The sequence below is a fragment of the Clostridium sp. CF012 genome (genome assembly GCF_018861755.1).
In the GTDB taxonomy this organism is placed as follows: Bacteria; Bacillota; Clostridia; order Clostridiales; family Clostridiaceae; genus Clostridium_AD.
In genome coordinates, this window is record NZ_JAHLEF010000055.1 from 1 (window position 1) to 19,260 (window position 19,260).

Below are 19,260 nucleotides of genomic sequence, written 5' to 3' on the forward strand. Positions count from 1 at the left end.
ACTATACATATTCGACATAAACATCAAAAATCCTTTTTGAATTAAAAAATTGCTCAAAAAAAACGTCATCTCAAAATTGATGACGTTTCTTATAGTTTTTCAGTGGCCTCGATATAACTGCTGTTTTTTTTATAGATAATTAATGTTAACATGCTTACCTAATTTTTTCATGTGCTCTGCTAGTTCATTCACAAGTTTTAGCTTAATACTCAAATCTATTGGAAAATTCGGATTTTGATGTGCTGGATTTATAGCCTTTCCAACCCATAAATTAAAATGAGTACAATCCTCTATTAGCATTTTAACAAGTCTGCTAGCTCCGTCGAGACCATCTAAATTACAGTAAGATTGCTGTTTTGAAAAACTCGCTTCATAATCCCTTAACTTTTCTAAGGCCTTACTTAAAGTTAAAACCCCTTCAGTTATTAAATCTATTCCCTCCATAGTTGCCGTAGGTGGTACATCTTTATCATAAAAGTCTAAATTTACTTTAAGTTCGCGCCCAAGTTCTCTCTTTACAATATTAGAAGTTGTCCCCCCACAAATTACCTTCTTTCCAGGTCCACTCATGAACTCTTTAATAACATAGCTATCATGACCTTCATTCTGAGGAGGACCGGTAAATAGATCAATAACTTCTGGCTTTCTAGCTTTTACACATACAACAGTAGTATCATCTCCAGGTTTCCCTCCATATAAATCCCAACATACCTGAATTAAATCTTTTTCTATGTTTTTTGCACTCCGCCTACATTGTGTATTCCGAGTCAAATAATTTTGTACATTATCCCAGCTCCAGCCTAAATTTAATATATTTCCGATGCCAGCATGGATACATCCATCACTGACTACCGTAATAACGTCACCCTCTTGCAGTATAAAATGACTTTCAACTACTTTTTTTTCATTGATAATACTTTCCTTTTTCTCCACTTCAATGCCCTTATTGTTCCTCAGTAAAAAGAAAGGTGGATTATCATATTCTGCAATATAGGCCCTTCCATCATTATATATTTTCATTAGAGTAAAAGTACAATAAGCAATTTCCCTAACCTTACACACAGGTAATGTGTTTACTATAGTATCTACAGTTTCATAGATATCTGCGCCTTCCTTAAGCATAGTACTAGCAATTTTAGATGTTAATGAAGCTAATATATTCGCTTTCACGCCACTACCTAGACCATCTGCCATAACAATTATAGTGCTATCCTCAAGTCTTATTATTTCTACCCTATCCCCGCAGAGTTCCTCATCCTTTTTAATTAAACTATCGTAAGCTACATCAATAAACATTTCCATTTTATTCACCATCTTCGCCTGCCACTATTTTCTTTAACTTCGTTAAGATAATTTTTGTTTCTGCGGTGGTCTCACCAAGCAAACTTGCTATTTCTTGTGCAACTCTCATTTGCTTTTCTATAACCTCTTGAGCAGCATTTAAAGTGTTTTCTTTAACCTTCATTAGTTCTTTTTTATTTTTCTCTTCTGTCACAATATTAATCATACTTGCAAGTACCATGTCTTGTTTAGGAAGATACACTATATTCTCTATAAACACTACACCATACTGTGGATAAGCAACTTTTTTGCCTATTATATTTTTTCCAGATTCTCTTACCTTTTTAAAATTCGTGTCATCAATAAGTAGGGATATAGGCTTACCTATGATATTTTGAGATTGTATTTTAAATATAGCTTTGGCAGCTGGATTAATCTCAACTACATTCATTTCTCCATCTAATAGAATTAGATTAGACGCCGTATTTTCAACAATTTCGTTAGAAAGGCTTTCTGCTCTAGTTCTCATATAGTGGAGACACATAGTAGTTTCAGCCATACCTTCAAAAACAGCTTGGGCCTTTTCCCTACAAGAATTATATCCACACACTCCACAATTTAGTTCATCTATAAGTTCATATTTACCCATTTTTTTCATAATTGCTGCAATCTGTTCTTCAGAGGCTATAGATTTTTTAATAGATTTTTCTATAAATTTCCTATTGAAGTTAATATTATTTGGAATCTCTGTACTAATTGGATCATTGTAGTTTTTACGACTCTTTATATAGTTTTTAACTTTTCGTAGTTTTGTATAGTAATTCTCACCATTTTTAACCATGACGGGCCCGCCGATACAACTTCCCTTACATGCACTAGCTTCAATTAATACTCCCTTTAAATCACCATTTTTAATACTATTAAATACCTCTATGCATTCTTCCATACCACTTACAGTAATGATACTAAGCGAACTTTGTTTTAACTTCTCTCCCATTGCCTCAATGATACCGCCACCCATAGGAAAGCCTTGGCCTTTACTATATGAGTTAACATTAAAATTTTCTTCCTCCAAATCATGTATTTCTATACTGGATTCAGTAATCCACGAATTTAATTCATCGAAAGTTAATACTGCATCAATTACATTATCCTTTAGAAAATATTCAAACTCAGATTTTTTTGCAAGGCATGGTCCTATAAATACAACAAAGCTATCTCCACCAAATTTCTCCTTTAGTACTTTTCCATGGGCTATCATTGGTGATACCACAGGAATCAAATAGGTCATAATTTCTTCAAAGTATTTTTCTACTAAGTAGTTAGCAGATGGGCATGATGTGGTTATATAAACATCTCTCTTATGCTCTACAATATAATCATTATATAAATCAGCTACTATTTCTGCACCAACTGCAGTTTCTTCTATTATACTAAATCCTAACTTTTTTAAAACCGCTACAACTCTGCCTTGCTCCACATCAAAATAGCCTGCGAAGGATGGGGCTAAACTTGCTATAATTTTTTTCCCTGAATTTATAGCACTTTTAACAACCTCCACATCACTTTTAATTTCTCTAGCATTTTGCGGGCATATAGTAAGGCAATGGCCACATTCTATACATCTCTCCTCATCTATGGTAGCTTGTTCATTCTCAAATTTTATTGCCTTCACAGGACATGAGCGAAGACATTTATAACAATTTTTACAATATGCTTTAGAAAAATTTATATTACTCATTTGATAGGCCTTTCATGATAGTTTCACGAAAAAATGAATCTACATTATTCTCATTTAAGGAAAAGAAATCTTCATCATTTAGCATAACAGAAACCCCCTCTGTGCATCTACCAATACAAAACGCCCCTTTAATTTCTACCCTCTGGTCAACCTTGTTTTCTTTAATTAGCCTTTGTAACCCTTCTATTACTTTATAAGACCCTTTTAAATGACAGGCACTTCCAACACAAACACTAATAGTTACCATTATTATCATCCCCTCAAGTTAAGTTACCTTATATTTATTTTATAATTTACTATTTCTTGTTTATATAATTAAATTTTACACCAATTACTATAAAATTAATATAGTAGCTTTGATTTTTTTTTAACAATCATTTTGATTTTTTTAATATACAGAATAAAAGAAATTTTTGCTATGTTTTAAAATGTTATTGAAATTTCATGATATAATATTTAAAACACATTTGTAGAATATGGGCACATAACTTTTGGTGCCTTGTACAGGGTATATAGAAAGGAAGTGAGTATTTAGTGGGTTTGAGTCAATGTACACTTATCACTAAAGATAAATTATGTTAAATGAAATGGACAGACAATATCTTGATATTGTTAAAAGAATTATAGAAAAAGGATACTACGACCGAAACCGTACTGAGATTGCAACTTTAAAGATTCCACACCAAATTATGCAATTTGATTTAGAAGAAGGGTTTCCAATATTAACAACTAAATTTGTTGCTTTTAAAACAGCAGTAAAAGAATTGCTTTGGATTTTCAAAGATCAATCTAATGATGTAAAAAAACTTCAAGAACAAAATGTTCATATATGGGATAAATGGGCTTTAGAAGATGGATCTATAGGCAATGCCTATGGTTTTCAAATAGCAAAGTATCATCAAATAGATACACTTATTGAGGCTTTGAAAAATAATCCTCAAGACCGAAGAATGATTATGAACTTGTGGAATATAGAAGATCTTCCTAAAATGGCACTTCAACCTTGCTGTTTTTTAACTATGTGGGATGTAACTAATGGAAAGCTAAATTGTATGTTAGTACAAAGGTCTGGAGATATGGGGCTTGGAGTACCGTTTAACACAAGTCAATATGCAGTCTTAGTTCATATGATAGCACAAGTTACAGGATTAAAAGCGGGGTTATTAACTCATGTTATAAATAATGCACATGTCTATGAAAATCATATTGAAGGATTAAAATTACAGCTTTCAAGAAAAGAAGAAGCCTTAGAGGCCCCTAAGTTTTGGATCAATCCAGAAATTAAAAACTTTTATGACTTCACCGCAGAAGACGTTAAACTTATATGTTATAACCATCTTGGGAAAATAAATTTAGGGAGTGTTGCTGTATAATGCTTACTTGTATCGTCGCTATTGGAGATAATTTTGCCATAGGAAGAAATAATGAATTGCTTTGGCATTTTTCAAAAGATTTAAAAAGATTTAAACAAATTACAAGTGGAAACACTATTATAATGGGGAGAAAGACCTTCGAATCTCTTCCTGGTATTCTTCCTGGAAGACACCATATTGTTATTACTCAAAATAAAGATTTTATTATAAATGATGAAAGAGTTACTGTTTTAAATTCTAAGGAAGAGTTATTCGCTTTCTTGGAACAAAGTAAAGAATACTTTGTCATAGGTGGCAGAATGATTTACAAGTTATTATTACCTTATTGTAATAAGATATATTTAACAAAAGTGCATAAGGAATATAATGCTGATATATTCTTCCCTGAACTAAATTATTCAGAGTGGAATATTAGAGAAGAAGAAACTGGGTACATTAATGATGATAAAACAACATCATACACTTTTCTAACCTTGGAACGTACTGTTAAGGTGAAATAAAAATATCCACAACTAAAACCTTTAATCCGTCTTAGTTGTGGATATTAATTTATCTAAGAATATACTCTTAAAAATCATCTTCTTCAAAAGCGCTAAGCACTCTATCTAATATACCATTTATATGGGCTATAGCTATGCCAAAATTGGTAATAGGCATTTGTTCAATATTAGCCCTTTTAATTCTTGACATTAACTGTTGCCTATTAAACATACAAGCTCCACAATGAAGTATCAGCTTATATTCGCTTAAATCCTCTGGGAAAGAACTTCCGACGCAGACTGTGATATCAAGCTTTCCACCTACTTTTTCCTGAAGCCACATAGGAAGTTTTCCTCGCCCTATATCTCCTTCTAGAGGATGGTGAGTACAAGCTTCTGCTATAAGAACCTTATCCCCTGGTTTTAGAGTATCTATAGCCCTCGCACCTTTAACTAAACTGTTTAAATCTCCTTTATACCTAGCCATAAGTATAGAAAAAGAGGTAAGCGGTACATCCTTTGGTATAATAGAATTAACTTTCTTAAACACCTGAGAATCCGTAATTACTAAATCAGGTTTATTCTTTAGAGTAGCTAAAATGTCCTCAAGTTCACTATCCTTTACCACTAGAGCCATTGCATCATTATCAAGAAGATCCCTTATTATTTGAACCTGTGGAAGTATTAATCTCCCTTTTGGTGCCTGAATATCTTGTGGAGCTACAACGAGTACTATTGCCTTTGGTTTTACTATATCCCCAACAATTGTACTTTTTTCAAAATCCACTGGAGCCATCTTCATAATAGCCTTTTTAAGTTCATCAATATTCACTTTATCCTTAGCGCTAACCTTAACAAAATCTATATTTATAACCCTTTGGATCCTATCTAATTCCACATCGCCTTTATCAACCTTATTGATAACTCCAACTACAGGAATTTTTCTTTTCTTTAAATCTTCATACCATTCACACTCAAAGGTTAAATCTCCCACATTTCCATCTATAACAAGCAGAGCTAAATCCGTTTTATCCATAACTTCTTTAGTCTTCTTTATTCTAAGCTCCCCAATTTCTCCCTTATCATCAAGTCCCGCAGTATCTATAATCACAACAGGCCCTATTGGAAGTAGCTCCATAGCCTTATATACAGGATCCGTAGTAGTCCCTGCCACCTCAGATACTAAAGCAATATCTTGCGCCGTAAGTGAATTGATCAAACTAGACTTACCCACATTCCTTTTCCCAAATATAGCTATATGAAGCCTATTAGAATTCGGTGTTTGCTGCATCCCCTATACCTCCCTTGCTCTATACATATTTTCTAAAAAAAATAGTCATGAAATTGAAATCCTACTCCCCTCTACCACCCCACGCTTTCAGCCGACAGGCTTTTATCTTCCCACCACTGCTAGAAAATAAATCTAATCCCACAAAATATTATCCACAGATCAGATGATAAGAGTGTATTTTTTCCACATTTTAAGCTCAATCTAAAAAACTATCCACATCTTTTATTTTAACCCTCTACAAGTACCTATAAAATTATTTGTTTATACATAGAAACATATAAACATTTCTATATTTCTATGTTTCTATCTTTCTATGCTTCTATTCTTCTTACTTGCAAAGATGATTAAATCGCAATATATATTACATTATATCAAGTATGAAGTTTATCCGTAGTGATTTGCAATAAGTGACGCATAAACATTGAAATTTGATTTAGAAATTCTTAATCAAATTTCTAGTTTAAAGTTCTTATGCAAAGTATATAGGATAATTAAGATCTATAGTCATGAAGGTGAAAGCATGTAGGAATGTGGCAGATAGTATATAATGAGTTTTACAGACTCTTAGTTTATGGAATGAAAAAGTTACGTAAGCAGCCCAGGATGGGCTGCTAGCACTTCTGAGACAGGACGTCGAATAAGTGCGTTAGGAACTTTTTCATGGAATAAACTTAGAGTCTGTTGACGAATTCTCTACTATCAGAGCATCCTACATGCCGAACCTTCATGTTTTGATACTTGAATCTTTGCTAGAATCTTAAATCTCTCTCGCCCTTTTCTATTCTGTCTAATTTCTCCTTCGTTGCCTCTCTTGATTTCTCATTTGGTATCTCTTCCAGTCCTTTTCTTATAGTTTCTTCTACTATTTCTTTCATATTTTCATCACCATAATCCAATATAAATTCCTTTAAGGTTAAAAGAGCATTAGGTTGACATACATTGTGTATCTGTCCACTCTTTGCAAGTCTCATGAATCTATCCCCAGTTCTTCCTTCTCTATAACAAGCAGTACAATAACTTGGAATATATCCACCTTCACATAGGCTTTTTATAATTTCTTTAGGCGATCTATGATCTCCAATCTCAAATTGTGGTTTTTCTTCACTTTTATGGCCACTATATTCATCAGCATATCCACCAACCCCAGTACATGAACCTGCACTAACTTGCGATACACCCAAGGCTAAAACTTCTTCTCTGAATTTTATATCCTCTCTTGTGGATAAAAGCATTCCTGCGTAAGGAACGGCAAGTCTGAGCACTGCCACCAATTTTTTAAAATGCTCATCTGTTACTAAATATGGATAGTCTTTAAGACTTACATTTTCTGCTGGCCTTAACCTTGGTACTGACACAGTATGAGGTCCTACCCCTGTAGATGCTTCTAAGTGTTCTGCATGCATTAGCATTGCTATTGTATCGTATTTATATTCATATAAACCATAAAGAACTCCAATACCTACGTCGTCTATACCTGCCTGCTTTGCTCTATCCATTGCTGTTGTATGATAATTATAATTATGTTTTGGTCCCTCAGGATGAATTCTTTCATAGGTTTCTTTATGGTAGGTTTCTTGAAACAATATATATGTTCCTATCTCTGCATCTTTAAGCATTTTATATTCTTCAACAGTTGTAGCTGCAATATTTACATTTATTCTTCTAATACTTCCATTCTCAAATTTTATTGAGTAAATATTTTTAATGCAATCAAGTACATATTCGATTGGTGTATTAACTGGATCTTCTCCAACTTCAAGAGCTAATCTTTTATGACCTAACGACTCTAAAATTTTTACTTCTTCTTTTAGCTCCTCTATATCAAGTTTTTTTCTTGAAATACTATGGTTTGAATGCTTGTACCCGCAATACTGACAGTTATTTATGCAATAATTACTTACATATAGTGGTGCAAAAATTACTATTCGCTTGCCATATATTTTTTCTTTAATTTCTTTAGCACTTTTAAACATCTCTTGCAATAAATCAGGATCTTCTATATTTAAAAGCACAGAAGCCTCTCTATGAGTAAGCCCAACACAGGTTTTAGCTTTATTTAAAAGTTCCACCACAAAAGCTTTATCCTCAGCCATTTTCTTTCCGTATTCCATAGACTGCACTATTTCAGAATCAATTATAAAATCTTCAGCTTTATATTCACTCATTTTTAAACTCCTCCAATATATTTTTTTATTTTCTCGTTTTGTTTTTTTATTTTTTTCATTATATCTTTTGATTTATTTTCTATTGTTTAGTTATTGCTGATTTAACATTTACCCCTGGAATTTTTCCAATTTTACCTGTCATTGCACTTATTTCATCCATTGTTCCATCAACAATTATAGAAATCACAAATATTCCTCTGTCTTTATAGGGTACTCCAATTCTTCCTACAATTAAACTTCCAAAATCGTGAAGTATCTCGTTAACAAAAGTCGCATTAGTAAATTCTTCTATTATAATTCCTACAACGCCAATTCTTTTTTCCATATTACTCCTCTATTCTTTTACTATGTTTTTTTACCCCAAGGTATTTAAATTTTTTTCCAATTAATAAAACCTTTTACAAAATGTAAAAGGTCAAAGTACACCTATTAGTGTTTAATACTTTTGCCCTCTTTTTGCTTAGAAAACTCTTTACAATTAGGTTCAAATTTAAAATATTAATTATAAGTTTATTTTTCCATACAGTCAGAAGATTCTAGCTATACCGAATAAAGTAATTATACAAAATTTTAGTGTTCATTGTCAATGTTTTATCAATGAATTACAAATTAAAATATACTGCTTTAATAGTGATTACTTTGGGTAAACTAATTATGAAAAAATTAAAGGTAGGTGATAATATGATCCTGAGAAAAAAATGTATTCTTCTTTTTTTTATTACATATCTTGTTTTAATATTAGCTAGCAATTCCCATATGAATAATATAGTGAAAAGCATCCCAGCATTGTCTTCAAATTTTTCACTAAAAGATTCTGGGGACATAACACCCCCAAAATTTGTTTATTTAACTTTTGATGATGGTCCTACTCACGTTATTACAGCCCAGCTATTAGATGTATTAAAAAAGCAAAATGTAAAAGCTACCTTTTTTGTAGTAGGTAAGGAAATTGAAGGGAAGGAGTCAATTCTTAAGAGAATATATGATGAGGGTCATGGTATAGGCCTTCACACCTACAGTCATAATTTCAAAAAAATTTATAAAAGTATGGAGGATTTTATTGATGAAATGACAAAAACCGCCCATAAAATAGAAGAGGTTACAGGTTTTTCACCTAAGATTATTAGGTTTCCTGGTGGTAGTTCTAAGCGTTTAACTGCTCTTTCCTTAGATGCTCTTCATAAAAACAATTTTAAGGTGTACGATTGGAATGTTAATATATATGATGGTATAAACCCTAATTTAAGTGCCGCCCAGCTTATTTGCAACTCAAAAACAATTAAAGGCAATAAAAGTGCAGCCATAATTCTAATGCATTGCAATTTCAATAATAAGAACACTGTAAAAGCTCTACCTGAAATCATAAAATATTATGAAGATTTAGGCTATGAATTTAAAGCTATTACCGAAGCTACACCTGAATATTACTACAGATTTAAAAAGTAAAAAAAGCCTCACCCTAAGGTGAGGCAACTACAATAATTGCATTTTAAAATATATTTTATTAAAATTACATTACAATCTTATTTAAACTTAAATGTCTTACTATAAATATATTATTACATTTTTTTAAATTTAAATTTACTTACCATCAAATAAGATAATACAATCATTAGTAAAATAGTAGGTCCTAAATTTAAAGGTCGATTAAACACAAATAGTGCATACAGCGCCAAAAATGTGCCTGTAATAGTGATAGGTATCCCTGAAAAAACACCATCAAAATCTGTAATATTATATTTTGCTAATCTATATGCCCCTGCTACTGGAAAAACCAAAACCATTAAATATCCAATAGAACCTAGTTGAACAAAATTATAAATATTAAATATTAATATGGAAGGTGCTACACCAAAAGATATTAAATCACATAATGAATCCAGTTCTTTTCCTAAATCGTTATCTACTTTTAAAAATCTAGCTATTCTTCCATCGTATCTATCAAATATTCCTGCTAAAAGAATAAATAGTGCCGCTAATTTATAATTGCCTTCAAAGCTCATAAGTATAGACATTATTCCACAAGACATATTACTTAAGGTGAAAATGTTTGGCAACGCATTTTTTATTTTAACCATCTATATCACTCCTATGATTATGATTATACCATAATAGTAAAAGTTATTCTTTAGTAATATGATACATTATTATTAAATCTATCTTAAATTTTATTCATCACTAATTTATAACAAATCTTTAGGTTAATATTATTAAATTTACCTATAATTGCATGGTTTTCTAGGACAATAAAAAAAAGACCAGCATTTTTGCCGATCTTTAATTTAATTTAATTATCTTTCAACAATAATGGAAGTTCCTTGGCCTCCACCTATACATAAGGTAGCAAGTCCAGTTTTAGAATTTCTTTTTATCATTTCATGTATTAATGTAACAAGTATTCTTGCTCCTGAACCTCCTACTGGGTGACCTAATGCTATAGCTCCACCGTTAACATTTACTATTTCTGTATTAAAGCCTAAATCTTTAGCTACAGCTAAGGATTGAGCAGCAAATGCTTCGTTAGCTTCTATTAAATCTAAATCCCCTACAGTCATTCCTGCCTTTTGTAATGCCTTTTTAGATGCAGGAACTGGTCCATATCCCATTATTTTTGGATCTACCCCACCTGATGCATAAGCTTTTATTGTAACTAGAGGTTTAACTCCTAATTCCTCAGCTTTTGCCTTTGACATTACTATAAACATAGCTGCACCATCATTTATTCCTGATGAATTACCAGCTGTTACAGTACCATCTTTTTTAAAGGCTGGTTTTAATTTTCCTAGTTTTTCTATAGTTGAACCAGCCTTTGGAAATTCATCTGTATCAAATATTATTGGGTCACCTTTTCTTTGAGGTATTGAAACTGGGACAATCTCATCTTTAAATTTGCCTTCTTTTATAGCTTTTTCAGCCTTTAATTGACTTTTTAAAGCAAATTGATCCTGCTCTTCTCTTGTTATATTCCATTTCTCTGCAATATTTTCTGCAGTAACGCCCATATGATAGTTATTAAATGCATCCCAAAGAGAATCATTAATCATAGTATCAACTATTTTTCCATCTCCCATTTTTGCACCCCATCTATTGTTTGGAAGTGCATATGGAGCATTACTCATGCTTTCAGTTCCACCAGCTAAAACTATATCTGCATCTCCACACATTATAAATTGTGCCGCCATGCTTACAGCTCTTAGTCCTGAACCACATATTTTATTTATTGTAAGCGCTGAAGATTCTTCAGACATACCTGCATATATAGATATTTGTCTTGCAACATTTTGTCCAAGCCCTGCTTGAATTACGTTTCCGATAATAGCTTCCTCTATTAGTTCCGGTTTAACACCCGATCTTTTTATTGCCTCTTTAGCTGCAATGGTTCCTATTTCTACAGCTGACAATTTTGATAACGCTCCACCAAAACTTCCTATTGCTGTTCTTACTGCTGCTACAATTACTACGTCTCTCATATTTTAACCTCCAATTATTTATTCCTCTAATAGATTATTATAATATAATAGGAATTTTTCATTCGATCTAATTTTTTTCCTATGTGTATATATTACTAGCATTTTTCATGCCAAGTTAATAAAATCTCGTACATCGCGCTATATCAACGTCTTTTCTTATTATAACACAAATTATAATTTCAAGTGTAAACTTAGTTTACATCAATATCTCCATGAATTTTCACCTTTTAAACTTGTTAATATTATAACTTTATTGTTAAAAAAATCACCGAAAGTATTTCCAATGCCTTGATGTATGTATGCATTTTGTTTTTCAGCCAATTATCGCCTACTATACTATAACTATTATTCATATAAAACAACACATGTAAATAAAGTTTACATGTGCATTATTGTAGATTGGCTATTTCCATTAAATTATATCGGTTTAATTTTTTATATAATCCAGCTCTGCTAAGCCCTAATATTTTCGCTGTTTCTCTTTTATTACCACCTGTTTCTCTTATACACTCCATAATAAGATCCTTTTCAATAGTTTCAACAACATCTTTCAAATAATTATTTTCTAATGAATATTTTTTTATCTTATTTTTTATTATCTTCTCTGGCAAATGCTTTGGCATTATACAAAGCTCTGCATCTAGCAAATTTATAGCTCTTTCTATTACATTTTCAAGTTGCCTTATATTTCCCGGCCAGCTATAAGATTTCAAATAATCAATGGCTTCACTAGAAATGCCTTCAGTGTAAACTCCATATTTTTTACTTATTTTTATTCGAAGCTCATTTGACAATTCTTCAATGTCTTCTATTCTTTCTCGTAAGGAAGGTAATTTCAAATGCATAACATCCAATCTGTAATACAAATCTTCTCTAAATTTTCCATCACTAATTAATCCTTCTAAGGACTTATTAGTAGAAGCAATAATTCGTACATCAATTTTGATAACATCATTTCCACCAACCCTGACTAGCTCTTTTTCTTGAATAACCCTTAGAAGTTTAACTTGCATATTCATAGGCATATCACCAATTTCATCTAATAAAATGGTTCCCCCATTTGCATGTTCAAATTTACCTTTCTTACCTGATCTTTTAGCACCAGTAAAAGCTCCTTCTTCATATCCAAACATTTCAGACTCAAAAAGCTCTGCTGGGATAGCTCCACAGTTGATTTTCACAAAGGGTTTTAGACATCTTCTGCTGGCATTGTGAATAGAATGAGCGAAAAGTTCTTTACCAGTTCCGCTTTCACCAGTAATTAAAACGTTTGAATCTATTTTAGCCATTCTTATGGCCATTTTCATTACCTCGTGGCTCTTAGTGCTGTGTCCTATAATATTATTAAAAGTATATATTGCCTTTCCATCCGTGCATAACTCATTTTTATAGTATTCAACTTCTTTTTCCAAATTCCACAGTTTATTACTCAATATTTTAAAATTGCTCAAATCCTTAAACATTACTTTTCCAATGGCCCCTATAATTTTACCGTTTTCCTTTATAGGAACTCTCATAGAAATCATTTTATGTCCATTAGCCTCTTGAAATTCTCCAAATTGTTTTTCGCCAGTCCTTGCTACTATATGCAATTTTGTGTTTTCAATAACCTGGGTTACATGTTTTCCCTCTGGATTTTCACAATTAGTAAGTTCTTTATATGCATTACTCATCATAGTAATTATCCCATTTTTATCTACTACAACTACACACTCATCTACAGTATCAATAATTGTATTTAAAATATTTTCAGAAGGGTCACCTTTATCTCGCACATCCGCAAACCGATTATCTTCTTTCTTTTCACTAAATATTTGGAGTGCACCTATAACTTCATCCTTAACAGTTATCCGTTTACGGGTTACAATAAATTTTTTTTCTTTTATATTTACTTGTATTTCTCCATTTTCAATTACACTTAATAATTCACTATGTGGAAATATATCTAATATGTATTTTCCTATGCTATTGTCTGCATTAACCCTTAACATTTTTTCAGCAGCATTATTAATGATTTTTATGATGCCTTTATTGTCTATAAGAATAACACCTTCATTAATACTACATAAAACTTCATTATAGTAATCATTGGTTGTTTCCATTTGTCACCTTCCTTAAAGCTTATAGCTCAATTATAAAGTTCATAGTTTTTTTTATCAAGCCATAAGTTAAAAATCCTTTGCTAATACTTAATTTATAATTTGGGCAAATAAAAATAGCGAGATATTTTCTCGCTATTTTCGACTTTCTTATCACTTCTTATTCTTTTTACCTTTAACCAAATCTTCTATTTTTATTTTTACTTTATTCTACTGTAATAGCAGTGACCGGGCACTGTTCTTCTGCTTCTTTTGCACTAGAAATTAAATTTTCTGGAACTTCATTTTTAGATGCCACAGCTTTTCCGTCCTCTTCCATTTTAAAAATTTCAGGACATACCTCTGGGCATAATCCACAACCTATACATTCGTTCTTATCCACATAAGCTTTCATTGTGACCACTCCTTAATTTAAATTTTTTATAAATAATTATTTATATGTTTTGCCACAATTATATAATAATATACTTACCTTTTATAATATGTAACCACAGTTACCAAAAATGTAAGAGCTTATTATTTTCCAAAAATATTCACAAAGGCTGTAATAATCCCAGCGTTACAGAAATCTATAAATAAACTCCCCACCAGTGGCACAATAAAAAATGCTCTTGGAGCAACACCAAATTTAGCTGTCATAGCTCCCATGTTAGCCATTGCGTTTGGCGTTGCACCCATACCAAATCCACAATTACCAGCGGCCATTACTGCTGCGTCATAATCTCTCCCCATTAAATTGAAGGTTACAAAATATGCAAACATTCCCATTAATACGGTCTGAGCTAATAACATTACTATTAAAGGTAAAGCCAAATCTGCTAATTGCCATAGCTTTAATCCCATTAACGCCATAGATAAGAATAGAGATAAGGAAACACCTCCTATTATATCGATTTCATCTAAGTGAACTTTAAAGGAATTTGTAGAATCAGATATATTTCGAAGTATTGCAGCTGCAAACATAGCACCTATGTATGGTGGAAAAGTCATGCCTGTTTTTTCTAAAAGCATGGATATAATTGTACCTATTCCCATAGCTAGTAAAATCAGAGATGCAGCACCCATAAAATTATCAGGGTTTAGCTGTTTTCCTGTGTCCTCTTTTGTTGCTGCAGCCTCTTTAACTGCATCATTATTAATCGTTTTCATAGGATATGAAAGATTGTTCTTCTCAATTAATCTTTTTCCTATAGGTCCGCCAATGATACTACCCATAATTAAACCAAAGGTGGCTGATGCCATTGCTACAGTGGTTGCACCTACTGCTCCTGCTTTTTCAAAAGCAGGACCAAAGGCACCTGATGTCCCATGTCCACCAACCATAGGAACAGAAGCTGTACTAAGACCTATAAGTGGATTTAACCCAAACATCTTTGCAAGTGTGACTCCTGTAATGTCTTGAAGAACGCACAGTACTATGGATATTCCTAAAAAAATAAAAACTCCTTTTCCACCTTTTTTTAGTAGTTTAAGACTTGCAGTAAAGCCAATAGTTGTAAAGAATGCCGTCATAAATAATTTTTGAAGGGTTATATCCATATCAAAAATCAGTATGTTACTTACTTTTAGTATTAAAGTTATTATTGCAAAAATTAGTCCTCCGATTACTGGTGCTGGTATACAGTACCTGTCCAAAAAAACTAACTTATTTTTAATTTGTTGTCCTATAAATAGAACAACAACTGCTAGTGCTGCTGCTTGAATCATATCTAATTTAAAAGCCATTTGTTGTGCCTCCCTATAATTTGTCTACATTACATTATATAATATATTATAAGTGACTTATACAAATAACAACAGAATACTACAAAATACTTCATTTAAAGATTAAATTTTCAAACTATTCCTATGATTTATTATAGGAACAGATATTATTAGCTTAGTTTTGTAATAATGCTTTCAATAAATTTTTTTGTATTTATCTTTCCAGGTTCCTCTAAAGCATTGTTTATATGTCTCATTTCTTGCCTTACTTGTTTAAAGTCAAATAGTAAGGTGCTATACTCCATAAAAACACTGTTACTATAATCATCACAACCTAGCTCTGATATAGTTTCCAATGCCTTTTGAATAGTTCTCCTAATCCTTTGTTCTAAGGCTTTTTTATTAGCTTTTATGTTTACCTCCATCTCACCCTGTTCTCCCTGTAGAATTTCATCGTATATTTTTTGTAGCTTGTAGGTAGAAATTGGATTTCTTTTCTTAAAATCTATTATTTTATGAATAATCACTATTAATTCCTTACTTCCTACGGCCCCAGCAATACCTATATCAGAGAAAATTTTAGTTATTCCATCTTCTAAAAATGATTCTTTTGTTACATTTTGATAACTATTTAAGTTTAATACCGCACTCTTTATAAGGGCTAGTGAATTTTCTAGCTCAATATTGTGACATATGCCTTTTATAACATTAATAACCTCTATACTGTTTATGGGCTTGCTTATAAAGAAAATTATTCCACTTTCATATGCCCTTGATACAACTGATTCATCTTCAACCTGGGATATCATAATAAACTTGCCCTTATATCCTTCTCTTTTGCTAGCTTTCATTATTTCAATTCCGTCTACTACGGGCAATAAAAGATCAATAAGTACTATGTCCGGATTATAGAATGTAATTTCCTGCACAGCATCTCTGCCACTATCTATTTCACAAATAACCTTTCCAAGATTGTTTTTCTTTATGAGAAGTCCTAGCATTTTTCTAATACTGATATCATCGTCAACAATCAAAAAGGTTCCTTCCATAGTTATCCTCCATTTAGCGAGTTTTTAGGAATCTTTAAAATAAATGTAGTCCCTAAATCCCCTTCTGATTTTACTTCTATTTGACCACCTAATTCATCTACAATATTCTTTACATGTGGAAGTCCTATACCTGTTGAGGCTTTTCCTGTTATATCATCATATTTAGTAGTAAACCCCGGATTAAAAATATGGGGAAGAATATCTACGTCAATTCCTTTTCCTGTATCAGAAACCTCAAAATATATATTATCCTCATCCTCTGTTTCTGATATTTTAATGGAATCACTATTTTCACAATCATCTATACTATTTATGATTAGATTATTAAGCATAACAAATAAATTATAGTGACCAACAACAGTAAAATCCTTTTGAAAATTAAATGATATTCCTATTTCTTTATTACTTTCTTTTATATATCTACTTGTGTTGTCTTTAATAATAGTAAAAATATTTGAAAGCGTCATAGCATCTTCATTTTCAAAATTATCCATAAGGGCCTCAAATCCTTTTAAAACTCTATAATGGTCCTTTTTTATCTCATGTACCTCTCTAGCAATATCCAGTGTCTTTTCTCCTAAATATTCATTACCTTTATAGGTTTCATATAAACTATAGCTTTTTGACATCACCTTTTCAATATCTTTCATAGACTTTTTTAAGTAAAACATTTCTGCCTGTATATTTGAAATTAGCAAGTTTAACGATCTATATCTCTTCTGATGTTCACTATTCAAAATAAATAATTTTTGTTTATTATAAGTGAGGTAAGCCAGATAAGTTATCGCCGCTCTTATAAATCCTACGAAAATTATAATCCTTGCAATATTGAGATTAATACTATTTCTTATGATAGCTTCAAATATGTTACATAGCGAATCAGTTAATCCTAAAATAAATATTGTGCTAACTATACTGTTTTTATATTTCTTAACTTTAGTAACCTTAAGAAAAACTCCATAGATTAAATAGTATATAAGTGATGGTAAATTAATAACAAATGTATCTATAATTCCATGTTGTAACAGTAATATTCCAAAAATATTTCTTGTCATAAATACACTTATTCCACATAATAATGCCATTGTTACTTCTGACATATCTTCCATCATAAGTACACACAAATTAAAAATAATTACCCCCGCGGAAAATTTAAAACCACTGGCAAAGGGATAAAAATATAACTCTCCGAATAGTGCTACAGTTAACGATATTATAATATATTTATTTGTTTTTGACATGTAACCCTCCAAAAGATAAATTTCCTATATCTTTAGTATTCATCTACATTTTAATAATAATGCACATTCATATAAATAACAAGTCATATACTATTCAATACAAAATACCCCCTAAGCATAACTACTTTGGAGGTATTAAAAGAAATTGTTAAATTTAAAATTGAATATTAGAATCATTATAATATGAAATTCAATATGTCCCTAGCTATATAATCTATTTGTCCCTGTAGAATATTGCTTAAACCAATATTTATATCTATATTAGCAATTTCTATTCCTATAAAATAGCCTTTAATATCCATCTTGTACATATTTACTAGTTCTATTAACCCTAAAGAGTGAATAGATCTACAATTACCTCTAGTCATTTTAATATCTTTCAAATTTTTAAAGGTTACTGTTCCTGGAACATTACCATAATATGTTGAATCTATAATGTAAAATATATCTCGTTGGTTTAGTTTTGAAAAACAAAAGTCCACATCTGTTTCTCCTATAATAGTTTCTATATCTTTATCCTCTAATGTATTTTTGATTTTTTCTAAAATCATTACTGCTACTGCATCATCCATCATTAGCCTATTACCTATAGCAATGACTTTTTTCCCCATATTAACTCAACCCCTCCATGTAAACTCAGCATGCAAAATACTCCCCCTATTTATCCTTCCTTAATATATACTGAAAAAATCTTTCCATTATGCAGTTTCTAACACTAAATAATTTTCATAAATTCATATAGGATTCCTGTATTCCATTTAATTATTGACTGTTCATCACCTAAGATATCTAAAGCTAGTTCTATATTATGCTTAGTACTTGTAGTATAAGAATATATATTAAATTATAGTTTAGTGTACGAATTACTGTACACATATATTATATATTATAAGAAAGTGTTCATAAAAGAAAACATTCTTCCTAGGAATATAATAAGTTTGTTCGAAATTATGAACAAAAAACTAAAAACTAATTTTAAAACACAAAAAGAAGGAAAAAATAAGATGAAATTAGTTTGTTAAAAAATAATACTTTGACTATGCCCGAAGGATTTACTACATTTAAATTAAAATATACAATTTTAATTTAAACATGGCATTATACTTGCTAACCTTATTTGTGAATACAAGATTTCAATGTGTAAACGTTATAAAAACAAGATAAAGATAACAATTACTACTTGTTATCTTTATCATAGAATAGCGAGGAGGAAGGTTTATGAATTTCGGATTGACAAAAGAACAAGAATTTGTAAAACAAATGGTAAGGGAATTTACAATAAATGAAGTTGAACCAATAGCTGCAGAAATAGATAGAACAGAAAGATTTCCTTCAGAAACTGTAGAGAAAATGGCTAGATACCATAT

At 31.2% G+C, this 19,260-nt stretch carries 18 protein-coding genes; 4 read left to right on the plus strand and 14 right to left on the minus strand.

Annotation, left to right across the window (positions count from 1 at the left end):
• Positions 1 to 129: 129 nt before the first annotated feature.
• The 3 genes from KPL50_RS25120 to KPL50_RS25130 are packed head-to-tail and all read right to left on the minus strand — an operon-like array spanning position 130 to position 3,269.
• Positions 130 to 1,302, minus strand: coding sequence for a SpoIIE family protein phosphatase (locus KPL50_RS25120; RefSeq protein WP_216301250.1), 1,173 nt, complete (start codon positions 1,300 to 1,302; stop codon positions 130 to 132).
• A 1-nt stretch (position 1,303) separates the two neighbouring features.
• Complete coding sequence (locus tag KPL50_RS25125; RefSeq protein WP_216301235.1) at positions 1,304 to 3,022, minus strand: [Fe-Fe] hydrogenase large subunit C-terminal domain-containing protein; 1,719 nt, start codon at positions 3,020 to 3,022, stop codon at positions 1,304 to 1,306.
• A complete protein-coding gene (locus tag KPL50_RS25130) occupies positions 3,015 to 3,269 on the minus strand; it encodes a (2Fe-2S) ferredoxin domain-containing protein (protein ID WP_216301236.1) in 255 nt (84 codons plus the stop codon). The genes KPL50_RS25125 and KPL50_RS25130 overlap by 8 nt, the downstream gene beginning before the upstream one ends.
• A gap of 328 nt (positions 3,270 to 3,597) precedes the next feature.
• Here KPL50_RS25130 and KPL50_RS25135 point away from each other — a divergent pair, with 328 nt between their 5' ends.
• Positions 3,598 to 4,395, plus strand: a complete 798-nt coding sequence (locus KPL50_RS25135) for a thymidylate synthase (protein WP_216301237.1) — start codon at positions 3,598 to 3,600, stop codon at positions 4,393 to 4,395.
• Complete coding sequence (locus KPL50_RS25140; protein WP_216301238.1) at positions 4,395 to 4,895, plus strand: dihydrofolate reductase; 501 nt, start codon at positions 4,395 to 4,397, stop codon at positions 4,893 to 4,895. The genes KPL50_RS25135 and KPL50_RS25140 overlap by 1 nt, the downstream gene beginning before the upstream one ends.
• 67 nt (positions 4,896 to 4,962) lie before the next feature.
• On the opposite strand, the gene hydF is transcribed toward KPL50_RS25140, so the two are convergent.
• From hydF to KPL50_RS25155, 3 genes are all read right to left on the minus strand, one after another.
• A complete protein-coding gene (hydF, locus tag KPL50_RS25145; protein WP_216301239.1) occupies positions 4,963 to 6,165 on the minus strand; it encodes a [FeFe] hydrogenase H-cluster maturation GTPase HydF in 1,203 nt (400 codons plus the stop codon).
• Positions 6,166 to 6,914: 749 nt separating this feature from the next.
• Entirely contained in the window at positions 6,915 to 8,330 is a 1,416-nt protein-coding gene (hydG, locus tag KPL50_RS25150) for a [FeFe] hydrogenase H-cluster radical SAM maturase HydG (RefSeq protein WP_216301240.1), read from the minus strand.
• A gap of 79 nt (positions 8,331 to 8,409) precedes the next feature.
• Positions 8,410 to 8,655: a TM1266 family iron-only hydrogenase system putative regulator gene (locus KPL50_RS25155; protein ID WP_216301241.1), complete on the minus strand. Its 246-nt coding sequence runs from the start codon at positions 8,653 to 8,655 to the stop codon at positions 8,410 to 8,412.
• Positions 8,656 to 8,984: 329 nt separating this feature from the next.
• Here KPL50_RS25155 and KPL50_RS25160 point away from each other — a divergent pair, with 329 nt between their 5' ends.
• Complete coding sequence (locus KPL50_RS25160; protein WP_253200811.1) at positions 8,985 to 9,776, plus strand: polysaccharide deacetylase family protein; 792 nt, start codon at positions 8,985 to 8,987, stop codon at positions 9,774 to 9,776.
• A gap of 113 nt (positions 9,777 to 9,889) precedes the next feature.
• On the opposite strand, the gene pssA is transcribed toward KPL50_RS25160, so the two are convergent.
• From pssA to KPL50_RS25200, 8 genes are all read right to left on the minus strand, one after another.
• Positions 9,890 to 10,408, minus strand: coding sequence for a CDP-diacylglycerol--serine O-phosphatidyltransferase (pssA, locus tag KPL50_RS25165; protein WP_216301242.1), 519 nt, complete (start codon positions 10,406 to 10,408; stop codon positions 9,890 to 9,892).
• Between the two features lie 213 nt (positions 10,409 to 10,621).
• A complete protein-coding gene (locus KPL50_RS25170; protein WP_216301243.1) occupies positions 10,622 to 11,800 on the minus strand; it encodes an acetyl-CoA C-acetyltransferase in 1,179 nt (392 codons plus the stop codon).
• A gap of 389 nt (positions 11,801 to 12,189) precedes the next feature.
• The gene (locus tag KPL50_RS25175; RefSeq protein WP_216301244.1) at positions 12,190 to 13,902 is read right to left on the minus strand and encodes a sigma-54-dependent Fis family transcriptional regulator; all 1,713 of its coding nucleotides are present in this window, start codon (positions 13,900 to 13,902) and stop codon (positions 12,190 to 12,192) included.
• 202 nt (positions 13,903 to 14,104) lie between these two features.
• The gene (locus KPL50_RS25180; protein WP_216301245.1) at positions 14,105 to 14,293 is read right to left on the minus strand and encodes a ferredoxin; all 189 of its coding nucleotides are present in this window, start codon (positions 14,291 to 14,293) and stop codon (positions 14,105 to 14,107) included.
• Positions 14,294 to 14,415: 122 nt separating this feature from the next.
• Complete coding sequence (gene gltS / locus KPL50_RS25185) at positions 14,416 to 15,624, minus strand: sodium/glutamate symporter (RefSeq protein ID WP_216301246.1); 1,209 nt, start codon at positions 15,622 to 15,624, stop codon at positions 14,416 to 14,418.
• Between the two features lie 149 nt (positions 15,625 to 15,773).
• Positions 15,774 to 16,652: a response regulator gene (locus KPL50_RS25190; RefSeq protein WP_216301247.1), complete on the minus strand. Its 879-nt coding sequence runs from the start codon at positions 16,650 to 16,652 to the stop codon at positions 15,774 to 15,776.
• A gap of 2 nt (positions 16,653 to 16,654) precedes the next feature.
• A complete protein-coding gene (locus KPL50_RS25195; protein ID WP_216301248.1) occupies positions 16,655 to 17,893 on the minus strand; it encodes an ATP-binding protein in 1,239 nt (412 codons plus the stop codon).
• 176 nt (positions 17,894 to 18,069) lie between these two features.
• Entirely contained in the window at positions 18,070 to 18,504 is a 435-nt protein-coding gene (locus KPL50_RS25200) for a hydrogenase maturation protease (protein WP_216301249.1), read from the minus strand.
• Positions 18,505 to 19,111: 607 nt separating this feature from the next.
• On the opposite strand from KPL50_RS25200, the gene KPL50_RS25205 reads away from it, so the two are divergent.
• Positions 19,112 to 19,260 (plus strand): acyl-CoA dehydrogenase family protein (locus tag KPL50_RS25205; protein WP_216301252.1); only part of this gene is annotated, 149 nt, incomplete at its 3' end.

Coding starts and splice junctions, on each gene's coding strand:
- hydG (WP_216301240.1), bottom strand. CDS start 8,330: ATGAGTGAATATAAAGCTGAAGATTTTATAATTGATTCTGAAATAGTG.
- KPL50_RS25135 (WP_216301237.1), top strand. CDS start 3,598: ATGTTAAATGAAATGGACAGACAATATCTTGATATTGTTAAAAGAATT.
- KPL50_RS25155 (WP_216301241.1), bottom strand. CDS start 8,655: ATGGAAAAAAGAATTGGCGTTGTAGGAATTATAATAGAAGAATTTACT.
- KPL50_RS25140 (WP_216301238.1), top strand. CDS start 4,395: ATGCTTACTTGTATCGTCGCTATTGGAGATAATTTTGCCATAGGAAGA.
- KPL50_RS25125 (WP_216301235.1), bottom strand. CDS start 3,022: ATGAGTAATATAAATTTTTCTAAAGCATATTGTAAAAATTGTTATAAA.
- KPL50_RS25175 (WP_216301244.1), bottom strand. CDS start 13,902: ATGGAAACAACCAATGATTACTATAATGAAGTTTTATGTAGTATTAAT.
- KPL50_RS25170 (WP_216301243.1), bottom strand. CDS start 11,800: ATGAGAGACGTAGTAATTGTAGCAGCAGTAAGAACAGCAATAGGAAGT.
- KPL50_RS25160 (WP_253200811.1), top strand. CDS start 8,985: ATGAAAAAATTAAAGGTAGGTGATAATATGATCCTGAGAAAAAAATGT.
- KPL50_RS25190 (WP_216301247.1), bottom strand. CDS start 16,652: ATGGAAGGAACCTTTTTGATTGTTGACGATGATATCAGTATTAGAAAA.
- pssA (WP_216301242.1), bottom strand. CDS start 10,408: ATGGTTAAAATAAAAAATGCGTTGCCAAACATTTTCACCTTAAGTAAT.
- KPL50_RS25130 (WP_216301236.1), bottom strand. CDS start 3,269: ATGGTAACTATTAGTGTTTGTGTTGGAAGTGCCTGTCATTTAAAAGGG.
- KPL50_RS25120 (WP_216301250.1), bottom strand. CDS start 1,302: ATGGAAATGTTTATTGATGTAGCTTACGATAGTTTAATTAAAAAGGAT.
- gltS (WP_216301246.1), bottom strand. CDS start 15,624: ATGGCTTTTAAATTAGATATGATTCAAGCAGCAGCACTAGCAGTTGTT.
- KPL50_RS25180 (WP_216301245.1), bottom strand. CDS start 14,293: ATGAAAGCTTATGTGGATAAGAACGAATGTATAGGTTGTGGATTATGC.
- KPL50_RS25195 (WP_216301248.1), bottom strand. CDS start 17,893: ATGTCAAAAACAAATAAATATATTATAATATCGTTAACTGTAGCACTA.
- hydF (WP_216301239.1), bottom strand. CDS start 6,165: ATGCAGCAAACACCGAATTCTAATAGGCTTCATATAGCTATATTTGGG.
- KPL50_RS25200 (WP_216301249.1), bottom strand. CDS start 18,504: ATGGGGAAAAAAGTCATTGCTATAGGTAATAGGCTAATGATGGATGAT.